Source organism: Dyadobacter luticola (assembly GCF_005860805.1).
Taxonomy (GTDB): domain Bacteria; phylum Bacteroidota; class Bacteroidia; order Cytophagales; family Spirosomataceae; genus Dyadobacter; species Dyadobacter luticola.
In genome coordinates this window covers 823684-837444 of the sequence record NZ_VCEJ01000002.1, presented here as the reverse complement: position 1 = coordinate 837444, position 13761 = coordinate 823684, and the positions used below count along the sequence as shown (strand labels likewise).

Sequence of the window (13761 nt, the reverse complement as noted above, 5' to 3'; positions counted from 1 at the left end):
TTTCTCAGAAAGACACAAAAGCACGGCGGTTTAAAAGATTTCCATCCTGGTCAAAATATAGCTCGCAAAGTTCCGACGGCGTAGTCCAGTCACCTTGCTGCATCGACAGATAATAGCTTACAACTCCCTCATACTCACTTCTCCACTTATATATTTTTTCAGGTTTTGAATTGAATGTTGCCAGCTCCGGAGTTTGGTCAAGGTAATTTTGGATAGGCTCTGGCAGCGTGTCAATGTTGGAGGAGGCATCATAATTTGGCGGAAGATTGAAATCCTTGCTCGACCAGATCAGCTTGCCTTTTTCGTCCAGCAACAAATACCCCAATGCTTCCTTTCCATACAGCATGAATGATACCTGCATCCAGTAATGTTTTTCGAAATTCAACTTTACGCGCGCCTCACCGGCCCGAAAGGTAACGTTCTGGCGGACACTCAGAAAATCGCGGACTGCGGCTGGAAAGTCATCCACTTTTGAGAGATGAATGTGGTATTTGTAATTTTCAAAATTCACCACAACCGGTGTGTAGGGAGCTGCCCTGTTTCGCACAATTTCGAAACTATAATCCGTGCCATTTAGATTGTAAAGCAGTCGGTTACGCCAGTTATAGTCCTGATATGTGCTAATATCCTCACCATTATCCGAAAACGTGCCGCCTTTAAAAGTCGAGCGCGGCATGAAGGATGTAAGCGGCTGCGGCAGCGTATCCGGTCTTAGCTTAAATGTTTCAAACATTTTGGTCCGGTCAACCAGCGAAAGATATTTTTCATTCGTGTTGCTGAAAGCCACCTCCCACACATCCCCCGGCATGATCGCCTTGAAAACCACATCGGATGCATTGGGAAACCTGGTTTTAACAACCTGCAAAGCTTCCGTCGGCTCGGTTGAAGGATCAACCGGTTCCAGATTGACCTGATTGCAGGAGAACATCCAGAGGAGACCGATAAAAAGCAGGGAACTGACTCTCATTCTGATATCAATAAAAACGTTAATCAACTTGCAGACAGTCGTTTACATACGAATTTAAAAAACCACAAAATCCGCAAACACCTGCTGCCCCTCTTGTTTGTAATACTGCCACATCGGTCGCATTTCAATCACATAATCTTCAAAAGTGAATGTCATACTGCTCGGATGCGCGGCATTCTGGTCTTCTTCAAAAGTATGGTTAAGGTCAAATTTCTTCTTGTCTAGCATCGCCTTTTTACCCGAAGGAATGATCGGGAAATAGCTCGACGTACCCTCTGATTCCACCACAACGGTTTTCAATTTTTCGTCCCAATAATATTTCAGATTGGTCGGCAGCGAAATGCGATTGTTTATTGTAAATGTCCTGGCGGAGGCTTTGAATTTTGTATTGGGAATTTCTCGACCGCCGTAAAAGAGCACCGGACCATCGAAAAACGCCAGGAAAACGGCTTCGTTGTATTCTTTATAAATCGGATCTTTCAGTAAATCCAGCGTGTCTTTTCCAACCAGCTTATACGCTTTCGCCACAATAAAAGGCACGCGGCGAAGGTATTTATTGAACTCCTCCATCGTGAAATTATCTTCTTCCTCCGGTTTCACTTTTTCTTTGTGTGAACAGGAATTGATGGCGAAAGTGGTGCTCAGGAGCAGGAGAATCAGGGAAAACTTTTTCATTATGTGCTGTTTTAAATTTCAGTTGGCAGAACCATCAGCTGCCTTCAAAAACAAAGACACAACCTTTTTTACTCAGCGTTGCAAACCCTGAAAAAAAATGGTAACGATTTGAAAATGAGTTTACAGATCAGAGGCTGAGAAAGCCAGCGGCAAGAGATGCGCTGCGTTTTCGAGGAGAATCAGCTTACCGGACGGGCTCGCGAGTAAAACCCGGATCGGACTCTGCTGCCGGTCGGTGGCTTCGAGGAGGCTCTGGCGGCATATACCGCAGGGAGAAACAATGTTGTCCGCCTCTTCTTCCGCGGATTCGTTGTGGTAGGTGATCGCGATCGCGATGATTTTTTCTTGTGGAAAAACCGAGGAGGAGGCTGAAAGCGCAACCCGCTCGGCGCAGATGCCAGCGGGCGAAGAAGCATTTTCCTGGTTGCTGCCTTTTACAATTTCACCATTTGAAAGCAGCAGCGCGGCACCTACATGAAATTTGGAATAGGGTGCGTAAGACAACCCGACGGCTTCTTTGGCGGCCGTGAGCAACTTCTGCAATGATCCTTCCAGCTCCTGCACATTGCCAAACAACTCGTACTCGAAAGAAACATTGCACTTCATCAGATGTCAGAAAAATAGTCCCAAACCGATTTGGGTACCCTTACTGCAATCTAACGCGTTTTGAAGATAATTGCAGCAGATCCACGCCGGTTTTTCGGCAGGTAAGGCAGATTCCCACTTTTTTTCCGCCGCCGGTATCCAGCTTTTCATCGATCTGGCGGTTTTCGTAGAAATCCCTGCGGCAGCTGGCAATGAAAGATTTCAATGTTTCACCGGTTGCCTTGATCAACATTTTATTCATGTTGTATTCCGACAAATTGAGCTCGTCGGCGATATCCCTGATCGTAAATTTTCTGCCCAGCTTCACCTGGTTTTTGATGTATGACTGAATACGGGTCAGTGGCGAGTTGGTCAGCTCGGCAGATTGAAGGTTTTTAGTTTTGTCGATGAATGGCATTCTGACTTGAATTAGTAGATATAATTACTAATTCCAAATTAAACGGGAAGTAGTTTGATATAAAACCAAAGTCGTCGAATGCCCTGTTTTTGCCTGCGAACTGCCCGATTTACCGGAAGAAAGCCAAATTCCTGTTTACAAAAAAGCGGCTTATTTGCCCAGCCAGAGCTTAAAATCTGAAATTCTATCGGTGCTGACGTACACTTCCAGCTGCGGGCTGGGTGCCAATTCGACTTTGAGCCGACCAGCGGACAGTGCGTTGATGGAGCGGATACTGGACAGGGAAATGATGAGAGACCGGTTTATGCGGAAAAATTGAGCGGGATCAAGTAGTTGAAAAAGTTTGTCGAGACTGTAATCCATCGCCAGATGTTTGCCGTCGAATGTCCTAAGAAATGTCGCTTTTTGCTCGACCATAAAATAGGCAATGTCGGCGGTTTTGATGCTGAACATTTTGGTACCGGCCGTAGCCAAAAAACGTTCCTTGAAAACCTCCTGCGCATTCGGTGACTGAAACATCGAAATCAGCGCTGACAAATCAGGCGCCGCCGACTTCGGATGCAATGTTTTAAATTTTTCCAAAGAGGCACCCAGCTCTGCCGGATCGACGGGTTTGAGCAGATAACCTATCCCATTTGCCTTAAAAGCCCGGATCGCGTACTCGCTGTAAGCCGTCGTAAAAATGATCGGAATGGTCAGTTTCAGGTCGTCAATAATTTTGAAACCCAAATCGTCTTCGAGGTGCAGGTCGAGAAAAATCAGGTCGGGGATGACGTGGCTGCGGTCTTCCAGCCACTGGATACTTTCTTTTACGGAAGGAATTTTGGCTAAAACATGGATGTCGGGGTTATGCCGGTTGATCAGGGTTTGCAGCCGGGTGGCACTCAGGGCTTCATCTTCGATAATCAGAACATTCATTGGAGGAGGGGAATTTTTACGGCAAATATGCTGTGCTCAGCGAGGATTAACACGGGCTTGTTGACCAGCAGTTTATACCGGTCCACAATGTTCTGCAAACCAAGCCGTGTCGAAGGTTCCGACAATTGCCTTACCCTGACCGGGTTACTCACCACCAGAAAATCGCCCTCACGGGAAATCGTGATCACCAGCGGATTACTCGTGGACATTTGATTATGCTTGACGGCATTCTCTATCAGAAGCTGCAAAGAGAGCGGCACGATAGAATACTGGTCAATTTCACTTTGCGGGATCTGAATATCGAGGCGGATTTTGTCTTCAAAACGTGTTTTGAGCAAAAACATATAGGTTTCCAGAAAGTCCACTTCCGTCCGCAGTTTAATCAACTCAAAATCCGATTGTTCCAGAATGTACCGGTACGCCTTGGAAAGCCGGTTGACAAACTCCACCGAGCGTTCCTGGTTTGTTTCGATCAATGTGGAAAGCACACTGAAATTATTAAAAAGAAAATGCGGGCTGACCTGACTTTTTAATGCAGTAAAATGCGCTTTAATGTTCTCCTTTTCAAGCCGCTCCTCGTTGACATGCACTTGCTGCAACTTCTGATTGGCGCGTTTATTGGAGGCCAGATAATAGGCGCCCATCAATGCCAGAACCGTGATGGCGGTATTGGCCCGGCGACGGTGCAGACGCCCGCTGTCCATGATCACCGGCGCCCATTCAAAAGGCTGGTTTTCCCAGATCGCCTCCATGTAATGCCACACGATCCGGAACCAGGCGTTGAACAAAACCGCCAGTCCGAAAGCGATAATTAAAGTAAAAAGCTGGTTCAGGAATTTGAAATCGTCAATAAACTCCTCACCCAACATTCTTGAAATATATTGGTGCAGCCATTCGATGACGTGAATCCAAAGTGTAAATAGACAGACACTTACAGAAAGCTCAACGACCCAAAGCGGCAGGCGGTTCAAGAACATGCCCAGATCGATCGTCAGGACGTTCATGTATATACGCAGCGGCAGGTACATGAGCGCAAAACCGAAACCCAGCCGCCATTTCTGGTAGGTTGAAAGTCTGTCGCCGGATCTGAACAAAGTAGAAGTTTGTGCCATTGTATTGAAAAAGATAGAAGACAGTGGTTCTACTGATTGTCGCTCATCGCCGGCATTGCTAGCGCGAAGATCCATCTTCGTGCTGACTATTAAGAGGCCTCCGGCCGAAAAGCACAATGCTCATCGGCCGGAGGCCTCATCATATCCGGTCCGAACGTGACGTTCGAACCAACTTTATTTTAAACGCCCAGGCTCCATCCCTCGCGGTAGTTACGTCTTACGAACTGGTTCACCTCGTCGTAATTCGTCACTTTCATGTTTTGAGCGTCCCAAAGCATTTTCATGTTACTTCCAGGGTACGTGTAGCCTTTTCCGTCTTCACGGGCTTTTGGCATATCTGCACCGCGGATCGCGAGGTTAGCACCCAGGATTGCCTCGGTCAGAGGACCGGCCAATTCGAAGGGTGAGCTCAGCTCCATTTTACCGTAACCAGCGATACAGCCTTCCACCCACTGGGCATAGTGACCTTCTGCGCTACCTGGCACACGGGCAAATTTTTGCTTAACCTTCACTTCCTGCATTCTGCTCAAAGGAAGTAAGCGAGGGTTTGCCGCATATTCGCTGGCCATCATTTTACCTTTTGTACCAACAAACAAAATACCGCTGTTACCGTCACCGAACAATTCGTTTGGTCCCAGCTCTTCCGGACGTTCCGGCTTGATACCACCGTCCATCCAGTGCATAATCACCGGACCTTTTGTTTTGGCAGTTTTCGGGAATGTCAATGTTGCGTGGCTCGATGGCGGGCAGCTATCAGGGAAGATACCTCTCTTGCCAAAAGCCGTAAAAACACTGCCGACGCTGGCTTGCATGTCCGTCGCATATTTCAGTCCCAGCACGCGGAATGGCGCTTCCATCAGGTGGCAGCCCAAGTCGCCCAGTGCACCGGTACCATAATCCCACCAGCCTCTCCAGCTACCCGGGATCAGGTTGTCTACGTAATCTTTTTTAGGCGCGGTGCCCAGCCAGAGATCCCAGTCAAGTTCTTTCGGCACCGGTGGTTTTTCGGTCGGCCAGGGGATACCTTGCGGCCAGATCGGCCGGTTGGTCCAGATAAATACCTCGCCTACATCTCCGATAATGCCGGCATCGTACCATTCGTGCAACTGACGCACGCCATCGCCGGACGAACCCTGGTTACCCATTTGCGTCACCACTTTGTATTTGGCGGCCGCTTCAGTGAGCTTTCGGGCTTCGTATATGTCGTGGGTCATCGGTTTCTGCACATACACGTGTTTGCCCAGCTGCATAGCACCCATGGCGACTACGGCGTGGGTATGGTCAGGCGTAGAAACGGAGACCGCATCGAAACTTTTTGATTCTTTTTCAAACATTTCCCGCCAGTCTTTATAGTATTTGGCTTTGGGGAAACTTTCTCTGCTTGTCGCAGATCTTCTGTCGTCCACATCGCAGAGAAAACCGATATCGGCTTTTCCGCTTTTGAAAAAATTGGCAAGGTCAGATGTTCCTTTTCCTCCAACCCCTACGCCTGCTACGACCAATTTGTCACTGGGTGCCAGAAAGCCTTTTCCGCCCAGCACATGCCTGGGAACGATCATGAAACCTGCTGCCGTAGCAGCCGATGCTTTGATGAAATCCCTTCTGGTGGAAGCTGATTTCTCAGAATTTGTAATCTTTTCTTGCATAAAACGGTTTGGGTTTAATTGAATTCAAAGCTGGTTAAGTGAAGTAATTTTACTTTGTTAAGCCACCGGCTTTCTGTATTTACTCGGAAAAGGCAAATTGTGACTATCAGGTCTTAGGGTTAAAACCCTCGGCTATGGAATTTATATGACAGCCGCCCAAAGCGGCTTTGCTGCCAGCACTTCGTGATATACCTCGCAATCCTCAGAATGTGCTCCGGGCAGGTAGCCGATACTCATCAGAAATTCGTTCACAATTTCGCCGCCGGTGAAGCGGAAGGTTTTTTTAAAGAGCTTTACCCACTCCAATTTTGTTTTGGGATGATTCGCTTCCAGCCATTTTTCGAAGGAACCGTGTTCCTTTTGCAATGCTAAAATGGTCTTGGCATTTTCGATTGCGGCATTGATTTTAAGGCGGTTCCGGATAATGCCTGGGTCGGACATTAACCTTTCAAAATCTACCTCCGTGTAAGCAGCTACTTTTTGAATGTCGAAATTGTCGTAAGCAGCCCGGAAACCGGCTTCTTTTTTTAAAATCGTTTCCCAGCTCAATCCTGCCTGGTTGATTTCCAAGACGAGGCGGCAGAATAATTCATTGTCGTCGTGGATGGGAAAACCGTATAAATGATCGTGGTATGCTTTGTGGAGGGCCTTCCGGTCGGCGGCCATGAAATCTATTGCACTGCAATATGACATGTGGATGGTAGTTGATGTTGGTGAGCGGCAAAACGCGTCAGTAGGAAAGCGAGAATGTCAGTAAGTAGTTCCTTTCGCCGAGTATCCGTTTGCAATCACATTTTTCGCCCGTTTTCTGTAAATGTCCGGATCGGTCGGCGCCGTGGTGGCGAGACCGTCGACATACCGGTTGAACATACAAAATGCCGCTGCGATCAAAACCGTGTCGTGAATTTCCAGGTCAGAAGCACCATTTGCTTTCGCAGCCTCCACTTGTTCGGTCGTCACATTCTTGCCGCCTTTTTGCACGCTGCCCGCGATCGCCAGCAGGGATTTTAATTTGGGAGACAAAGTTGTTTCTTCATAATTATCCTTCACACTTTTGACAAAAGACCAATCCTCATCGCCCAGATAATCGCTGGCGATGGCGCCGTGGATGGTTTGGCAAAAGAAACAGTCATTTTGAGAAGAAACATAAGTGGCGATCAGTTCACGCTCTCCCCGGCTCAAACCCTCATCGCTTTGCATCAATGCATTGGCCAGCAGGTTCATAGGCGCTGCTGTGTGCGGACTAAATAACATGGGGCCTAGGATTCCGGGCATTCCATTTTCCAGATTGATATGTGCCATCGCAAATCAGTTGCCCCCGGACTTAGGCCCGGGGTTTAATGAATTTATTTTTTCCAGATATCTTCGTACTCGTCTGCGTGGCGGCGAAACTGCATTAGTACATACTCGCAAAGCGGCATCACCTGCAAGCCTTTTTCACGGGCGTAACCCACCATTTCGTCCAGCATTTTCTTTGCGAAACCTTTGCCCTCCATTTCCTGATCTACTTCGGTATGATACACGGTTAACGTCGTTTCACTGATCCCGATCACCATTTCACCTACTTTTTTTCCATCGCTTTCGATATAAAACCCGCCGCGCTTCCTCTCGTCCAGTTTGAATTTTACTTCTTCCATAAATTGGTTTTAAATGTTTCAGATATGCAAATGAAGATACGTTTTACCTGCCCTCTTCCTTTTATATATTTACTTTAACCAAATGCAGCGGCTTTAAATGCCTTCCGCTACCTGCTTCATTTTTGTTAAACCTGTTTTTGCCACCACCAGCGGGTCCTGCGCATAATATCCCTGATTAAACACTTCAAAAGAAAGAATGACAGGCTTTTCCGGATTTTTAAGTGATTTCAACAAATCTTTCAATGGCGCCACACCATCCCCGGCATATACCCGGTCGGCATCTGTGATGGTTTCACGCGGTGGCGTTTTGGGATAATCATTCATGTGGAAAATCTCGATCAGAGGCTTACCTACATCTTTCACCGCTTCCATGCCCGAGCCACCTTTATGCAAATGATACACATCCATCAAAACCCGCGCAGAAGGATGGCCCGATTCCACAGCCACATATAATATCTCTCCCACCCGGCTCAGGTTTTTAGAAAAACCCCACAGTTCCAGATGCGGCACGACACCGGTTTTTTCTCCCAGTTCCAAAATAGTACGGTATCGCTCAGCCACTTTCGCCAGATCAAGCGAGGCGCCGGTGGTAGCGCCCATCGGCGGGGCGGCCACCCTCGGACAACTGATTGCCGCCAGTTGCTCCATTTCCATTTTTAATTGTTCCAATGCTTTCGAGCGGGCAGCTTCATCGTCCACAATCCAAGTCGCGAAACCGATCGCGTCTTCCACTTTCAGGCCCAGATCGGTAATGATCTTTTTGGCATCGGACAATGTGCCGCCGGTTTTGAGATAGTCCTGCAAGGTGTTGATCCAGATTTCAACCGATCCGTAGCCCGCTTTCGCAGCCACTTCGAGTTCTTTTCTGAAACCCAGTTTATGGCCTTTCAATGTGCTCATGTTCAATGAGTAAATAAAGGGCGATGCTTTTGCTTTTAAACTTTCCGGAGATAACAACCCGGTTCCGGTGACGGCGAGCATGGAAGACAATGATTCCCGACGGTTCATTAATGAGATGGAGTATGTTTCCTGTTAAAGAACCGGGCGGGAATTTTTTACCGCAACAATGCGTAATTTGATTGTTAAAATCAGCTCAAAACAAGCCTCTACATGGAACCCGACGACTATAAAGTACCGGCGCAGACGCGCATCGGTCATGTGCATTTGAAAGTGGCGAACCTGGATCGCGCACTGGATTTTTACTGCGGGCTGCTGGGATTTGAGATCACGGCTCGCTACGGCGACCAGGCCGTTTTTATCTCGGCGGGAGGCTATCACCACCACATTGGCCTGAATACCTGGTACAGCAAAGATGCTCCGCCAGCTTCCCAACGCGGCGTGGGGCTTTTTCATACTGCTATTTTGTATCCGACCAGAAAAGACCTGGCGTTTGTTTTGAACCGGCTTCTCAAAGCCGATTACCCGCTCTCGGGCGCCAGCGATCACGGCGTTTCCGAAGCATTGTATTTGAATGATCCCGATAGTAATGGCGTAGAATTGTATTGGGACCGGCCGAAGGACTTATGGAGCTACTTACCCGACGGCTCGATTGAAATGTTTACCAAAAGTCTGGACCTGAGAGATTTACTGGCAGAATTAACTTAAAATAAAAGGCGAACATTCAAATATGTTCGCCCTTCGTTTTCAATCTACGGTGATCCAGCCGTGTGATCCGTTTACCAGTCCTGGTAACTTTTCCCGGTATCCCTGGATCGGTTCAAATTTTTTGTCTGTCAGGATCAGCGTGGAGGTGGTTGCTCCCTGCACCTCGTCAAATTCGTGGTAAGACGTCAGCGAGCCCGGAATCCAGCTGTCGGCATTTCTGCCTCTCCTGAAAAATGTTTCCAGCAGGCAAAAAAACATATAACCCATCGGGGTTTCTCTTATTCCATAGGTGTGATAGTCGTCCCTGCTGGTTTCATTTTCGTATCGGATAATTCGTTTGGTGCGCATTGCCTCCGAAAAAAGCGCAAAATACTCCTGTCCTGTCATCCCGATTCTTTTCGTGGTCGAATAGTTTGTCGGAAAGATATACGACACGCCATCCGCGCTTAGATCGGTCTGGTTTATAATTTTTTCAATATTTCATCATCAGTTCCAGCAGCTTTCTGTCGAGCTTCTGGCCGTGCCAATCTTCATAAGCCACATCCTGCCGCCGCGAATTCATCACCCCGAAATCACCCGAGAATTCCCAAAGCGCAAACCCGATACCGTTTGAAGTGAGAATATCGAGGACATCGCCAAACCACGCCAGGAAAACGTCGTGTGGCGTTTTGTTCCAGCTGCCGCATTCCCCACAATGTACCCCTACCCCTTTGTTGACCAGCTCGATCCAGGGTTGATAAAACTTTTCCAATATCTCCCGGCCGAGATACTTGTCGCCTACCTGCCCCGGCCATTTCGGCACCGGCACATTCGTCGTGTCTTTCATTGCCCAGGGCGCTTTGTAATGTGAGATAATGCCCGGGTTGTAACCGCGGCAGCTCTGCGCAATGTCCAGGTCCACCAGCTCCGGGATCACCGAGGAGCCGGTATCATTTCCGTCCGCAATGATCAGGTGTTTTGAATTTTCCCGCCGGATGGATTCCGACGCGGCAATCGCCACTTTTCGGTACACATCACCTGGTACTGAGGATCTTTTGGAATGCTGATCATTCATATCCGCCCGCATACTCGGCTCATTCAGCAGGTCGAAACTGATTTTTTTGGAAGAAACATTCTTATACCGCTTCGCCCACATATTCCAGTGGAAGCAAAATGCGTCGAGCGCTTTCTGGTCCGTCCAAAGATTGTAGGGTTCGTTAAAACCCGCATTCACGCAATAACCCGGCGCACGGTGCAGGTTGAGACTTACGTGCAAATTATACTTATGGGCGGCCTGCACCAGTTTATCGATCTTTTCGACTGCCTGCTCGTCGATCTGGTAAACTTCGTCTGGCGTAATGTTGTGGCTGCGGTCAAACTTGACGTAGGCCGGGTAAGCGATAGGGATCCTGACAAAATCAAAACCCCAGTCGCTCATCCATTTTAGCTGTTCGTCGGTAGTTGCCTTGCGACCCGAAGCGGGGTCGGGCGAGAAGAAATCCAGGAGATTGAAGCCCTTCCATTTGGGAAGCTTATTTTTTGCTTTCGGGGTTGGAAAAGCCAGTTCGTGACCTCCGATGGCACCTGCTGCCAGTACGGCCCCGCTATTTTTGATGAAAGTCCTGCGATGCATGAGTTGAGCATGTTTCGTTACTACTTTCAGTAAAATGCCGGGGCCGTGGGATTTATACTTGCTGCTTATTTCGAATAAGTCGTCCCGGTCCTGGTATACCCGGTCCTGCCCTGATATTTGTATACCATTTCAGAACCCTTTTCGGTCAGATATTTGGACTTCATTTTTTCATGCAAAGCGGCTGGTTGCTTGGTACCATTCACAATCAGCTCATCGTCGCTGAGCTTGTAGGAGAGGTTGCTGATGCCTTTGATGATCCCTGCTCCGAACAAATCGTCGATCAATCCATCCTGCTTTTTCTCATATTCCTTACGTTCCTGGTCGGCAATAATTCTGTATTCCTCCGCCTTTTTCCTGGACACTTCCGCCTCGGCGCGAACCTTTTCCGCAACGCCGCGCTGGTTCTCTGCATCAACACGCATCACATTCGCCTGCTCGCGCATTTTTTCGGCCTGCACCCGGTTCTGGTTTGCCATCTGCCTGCCCACTTCCGCCTCGGCCCGCTTCCTTTCAGCAAGGATACGCTGTTCCTCCGCCTGCAATCTGACCTCGTCTGCCTGTTTCCGCATCGCTTGCGCTTCGTCCCTGCTTTTTTCCGCATTACGGCGATCTAGCTCAGCCTGCTCCTGCGCCACCTTGACTTTTTGCATGATCTTCTCTATTTCGTCACTGTGCGAAGCAATTTCGTTTTCAGGGATCGTTTTCCCGTCAATGCTCAGCGCAGTCGTTTTGCCATTTTGCTGAATAAAATCGTACTGCTTTCCATCTACGTTAACATTGAAGGTACCCACGCCCTGTTTTTCGGAATACACATTTGCCGAGTGAATTCTGATGTCGTCCGACTCTTTTTTCTTCTTCTTAATCGTATCAACCGGCGCGACCACCGCAAATTCCGGCAACATAATGGGCGTGATCATTTCAACTGACTTCGCGACGTGCGCTACCGGCCTGAATTTTTCCGGGGCTACGTGAGATACTGCGGCCGAGAGCGCTGCTACCGCGACCAGACTTACTGTTACAAATAATTTTTCCATGGCATCTAAAGGTTTATTGTTGTTATTGATAATTCGCTTGATCCTGTCCAGCAAATGGTTACGTTTTTTGGAAAACGTCATACTAAATGCGGAAGCAGACACATTGTACTCCTGAAATGAAACCAGTGCGTGAATAAATGAAGTCTTGTTTTGCATGACCGAGATCGCGAGATCGTCGCAGCAATGTTCCCTCTCTTCTTTGATTAAATGTGAAATCCAGAGCACGGCCGGATTGAAAAAGAAAACATTCTCGCAAAAGATCTGCATCATGTTCACCAGATAATCCCGGCGGCGGATGTGCGCCAGCTCGTGTAATAAAATGGCTTCGATCTGCGCGGCCGGTAAACTGGCCAATAACCCCAGCGGAACCAGCACAACCGGTTTGAAAAAACCGATCACCATCGGTACGGTCACATGCCCCGATTCCAGCATCGAAATCGCCTGACCGATCTGCATTTTCTCCGCCAGCTCGCGGAACTTCGTTTTCCAGAATGTTGAGGGTTCATAAACATTTCGCGTGCGGATTTTGCGTAGATAATGCACACCAGCCACAGCCTGCACACTTTTTAACCCAAAAACCAGGAACCATATCGCCACAATGATCTGAGCATTTTGCTTGCAGAACTCAGTCAAATATTTGATCCAGCTAACAGATTCTCTGGCCTGAACTACGGTCAGTTCTTTGTTTAGGATCAAACTTTTATTACTATTTATAAATGTCAAACCCGGATTCGAAACTTTACTTAGATTCTGCACTTCCAGGAAAAACGTCAGCCCGACGCAGCTGATAAAGACCAGCAAAACCGCGCAGAGTACATGATACCGCAGCGCCGGTTTTTGTTTATTAGTAAAAAAAAGTACCGCTCCTGCCAAAACGGCCGAGATCAAACCCTGCCACAATGAATGCAGCAGCGTGAGGCACAATGCCTGAATCAGCTTTTGAAAATCGGGGTGAGAAAAAAAGTTAAAATCCATGGCTCACAGATTTTATGGTTATTGATCTAGTTTGTTCAGGAAATCCTTGATTTCGCTCAAATCCTCCGCAGAAGTTTTTTTGTTCCCAAAAAGCTGCATTACCAAACTTGCCGCCGAGCCTTTATACATCGAATCCACGAAACGTTCGAGCAAGGCATTTTTCGTCTTATCTTCTGCCTCCGCCGGGCTGTATACGTGCTTCATGCTGCTTTCGTCCCGCAGCAAAATCCCCTTCTCCGCCATAATCTGCATCAGCTTCAATGTGGAAGAATATTGTACCGCCCGTTTCTGCTCATTCAGGGTATCATTCACAAACCTGACCGTACTCGGCCCATGCTCCCAAAGCACCTGTAATATTTCCAATTCCGACTTTGTAGGCTCCATGCAAATCTCGTTTTCTAACTAACGGATCAAAGGTAGGAAAAATTTCGTACGAAAAAATATTTAGCTATAATTTATTAGAAATCAAAGCAACCAAGAGCCATCGGCTCGACCGATATCCTATGGACGGATTTAAATCCGTCGAAACCACGACGATGGCGACGGCGCGGCTATCCATCAAAAAAGCCCCGGATTG

16 protein-coding genes are annotated in these 13761 nt (G+C 47.9%); 1 reads left to right on the top strand and 15 read right to left on the bottom strand.

Annotation, left to right across the window (positions count from 1 at the left end):
• Positions 1-4: 4 nt before the first annotated feature.
• The 11 genes from FEN17_RS03530 to FEN17_RS03480 form a co-directional block, all read right to left on the bottom strand.
• Positions 5-967, bottom strand: coding sequence for a hypothetical protein (locus FEN17_RS03530; RefSeq protein ID WP_138363912.1), 963 nt, complete (start codon positions 965-967; stop codon positions 5-7).
• Between the two features lie 54 nt (positions 968-1021).
• Entirely contained in the window at positions 1022-1642 is a 621-nt protein-coding gene (locus FEN17_RS03525) for a hypothetical protein (RefSeq protein ID WP_138363911.1), read from the bottom strand.
• A gap of 120 nt (positions 1643-1762) precedes the next feature.
• Entirely contained in the window at positions 1763-2248 is a 486-nt protein-coding gene (locus FEN17_RS03520) for a cytidine deaminase (RefSeq protein WP_138363910.1), read from the bottom strand.
• A 40-nt stretch (positions 2249-2288) separates the two neighbouring features.
• Entirely contained in the window at positions 2289-2645 is a 357-nt protein-coding gene (locus tag FEN17_RS03515) for a helix-turn-helix domain-containing protein (protein ID WP_138363909.1), read from the bottom strand.
• A 150-nt stretch (positions 2646-2795) separates the two neighbouring features.
• Positions 2796-3563, bottom strand: a complete 768-nt coding sequence (locus FEN17_RS03510; RefSeq protein ID WP_138363908.1) for a LytR/AlgR family response regulator transcription factor — start codon at positions 3561-3563, stop codon at positions 2796-2798.
• Positions 3560-4675 carry a sensor histidine kinase gene (locus FEN17_RS03505; RefSeq protein ID WP_138363907.1) on the bottom strand — a complete coding sequence of 372 codons (1116 nt, stop codon included), beginning with the start codon at positions 4673-4675 and terminating at the stop codon, positions 3560-3562. Before FEN17_RS03505 ends, FEN17_RS03510 begins: the two co-directional genes overlap by 4 nt.
• A gap of 179 nt (positions 4676-4854) precedes the next feature.
• Positions 4855-6321 (bottom strand): Gfo/Idh/MocA family protein, encoded by a 1467-nt coding sequence (locus tag FEN17_RS03500; RefSeq protein WP_138363906.1) that lies wholly within the window; start codon positions 6319-6321, stop codon positions 4855-4857.
• A gap of 141 nt (positions 6322-6462) precedes the next feature.
• On the bottom strand, positions 6463-7014 hold the full coding sequence (locus FEN17_RS03495; RefSeq protein ID WP_138363905.1) for a DNA-3-methyladenine glycosylase I: 552 nt from the start codon (positions 7012-7014) through the stop codon (positions 6463-6465).
• Positions 7015-7071: 57 nt separating this feature from the next.
• Positions 7072-7623, bottom strand: a complete 552-nt coding sequence (locus FEN17_RS03490) for a carboxymuconolactone decarboxylase family protein (protein WP_138363904.1) — start codon at positions 7621-7623, stop codon at positions 7072-7074.
• A gap of 44 nt (positions 7624-7667) precedes the next feature.
• A complete protein-coding gene (locus FEN17_RS03485) occupies positions 7668-7958 on the bottom strand; it encodes a GNAT family N-acetyltransferase (RefSeq protein ID WP_138363903.1) in 291 nt (96 codons plus the stop codon).
• A gap of 93 nt (positions 7959-8051) precedes the next feature.
• Positions 8052-8966, bottom strand: coding sequence for a sugar phosphate isomerase/epimerase family protein (locus FEN17_RS03480; protein ID WP_138363902.1), 915 nt, complete (start codon positions 8964-8966; stop codon positions 8052-8054).
• A gap of 102 nt (positions 8967-9068) precedes the next feature.
• On the opposite strand from FEN17_RS03480, the gene FEN17_RS03475 reads away from it, so the two are divergent.
• On the top strand, positions 9069-9563 hold the full coding sequence (locus FEN17_RS03475) for a VOC family protein (RefSeq protein WP_138363901.1): 495 nt from the start codon (positions 9069-9071) through the stop codon (positions 9561-9563).
• 39 nt (positions 9564-9602) lie between these two features.
• On the opposite strand, the gene FEN17_RS03470 is transcribed toward FEN17_RS03475, so the two are convergent.
• From FEN17_RS03470 to FEN17_RS03455, 4 genes are all read right to left on the bottom strand, one after another.
• A complete protein-coding gene (locus FEN17_RS03470; RefSeq protein ID WP_138363900.1) occupies positions 9603-9950 on the bottom strand; it encodes a hypothetical protein in 348 nt (115 codons plus the stop codon).
• 85 nt (positions 9951-10035) lie between these two features.
• Complete coding sequence (locus FEN17_RS03465; RefSeq protein ID WP_138363899.1) at positions 10036-11175, bottom strand: cellulase family glycosylhydrolase; 1140 nt, start codon at positions 11173-11175, stop codon at positions 10036-10038.
• A gap of 65 nt (positions 11176-11240) precedes the next feature.
• Positions 11241-13184 carry a M56 family metallopeptidase gene (locus tag FEN17_RS03460; protein WP_138363898.1) on the bottom strand — a complete coding sequence of 648 codons (1944 nt, stop codon included), beginning with the start codon at positions 13182-13184 and terminating at the stop codon, positions 11241-11243.
• Between the two features lie 18 nt (positions 13185-13202).
• Positions 13203-13568 carry a BlaI/MecI/CopY family transcriptional regulator gene (locus FEN17_RS03455; RefSeq protein WP_138363897.1) on the bottom strand — a complete coding sequence of 122 codons (366 nt, stop codon included), beginning with the start codon at positions 13566-13568 and terminating at the stop codon, positions 13203-13205.
• Positions 13569-13761: the final 193 nt, after the last annotated feature.

Bases quoted from the DNA above. Each gene is read 5' to 3' on its own strand.
- FEN17_RS03530 (WP_138363912.1), bottom strand. From the start codon at position 967: ATGAGAGTCAGTTCCCTGCTTTTTATCGGTCTCCTCTGGATGTTCTCC.
- FEN17_RS03525 (WP_138363911.1), bottom strand. From the start codon at position 1,642: ATGAAAAAGTTTTCCCTGATTCTCCTGCTCCTGAGCACCACTTTCGCC.
- FEN17_RS03520 (WP_138363910.1), bottom strand. From the start codon at position 2,248: ATGAAGTGCAATGTTTCTTTCGAGTACGAGTTGTTTGGCAATGTGCAG.
- FEN17_RS03515 (WP_138363909.1), bottom strand. From the start codon at position 2,645: ATGCCATTCATCGACAAAACTAAAAACCTTCAATCTGCCGAGCTGACC.
- FEN17_RS03510 (WP_138363908.1), bottom strand. From the start codon at position 3,563: ATGAATGTTCTGATTATCGAAGATGAAGCCCTGAGTGCCACCCGGCTG.
- FEN17_RS03505 (WP_138363907.1), bottom strand. From the start codon at position 4,675: ATGGCACAAACTTCTACTTTGTTCAGATCCGGCGACAGACTTTCAACC.
- FEN17_RS03500 (WP_138363906.1), bottom strand. From the start codon at position 6,321: ATGCAAGAAAAGATTACAAATTCTGAGAAATCAGCTTCCACCAGAAGG.
- FEN17_RS03495 (WP_138363905.1), bottom strand. From the start codon at position 7,014: ATGTCATATTGCAGTGCAATAGATTTCATGGCCGCCGACCGGAAGGCC.
- FEN17_RS03490 (WP_138363904.1), bottom strand. From the start codon at position 7,623: ATGGCACATATCAATCTGGAAAATGGAATGCCCGGAATCCTAGGCCCC.
- FEN17_RS03485 (WP_138363903.1), bottom strand. From the start codon at position 7,958: ATGGAAGAAGTAAAATTCAAACTGGACGAGAGGAAGCGCGGCGGGTTT.
- FEN17_RS03480 (WP_138363902.1), bottom strand. From the start codon at position 8,966: ATGAACCGTCGGGAATCATTGTCTTCCATGCTCGCCGTCACCGGAACC.
- FEN17_RS03475 (WP_138363901.1), top strand. From the start codon at position 9,069: ATGGAACCCGACGACTATAAAGTACCGGCGCAGACGCGCATCGGTCAT.
- FEN17_RS03470 (WP_138363900.1), bottom strand. From the start codon at position 9,950: ATGACAGGACAGGAGTATTTTGCGCTTTTTTCGGAGGCAATGCGCACC.
- FEN17_RS03465 (WP_138363899.1), bottom strand. From the start codon at position 11,175: ATGCATCGCAGGACTTTCATCAAAAATAGCGGGGCCGTACTGGCAGCA.
- FEN17_RS03460 (WP_138363898.1), bottom strand. From the start codon at position 13,184: ATGGATTTTAACTTTTTTTCTCACCCCGATTTTCAAAAGCTGATTCAG.
- FEN17_RS03455 (WP_138363897.1), bottom strand. From the start codon at position 13,568: ATGGAGCCTACAAAGTCGGAATTGGAAATATTACAGGTGCTTTGGGAG.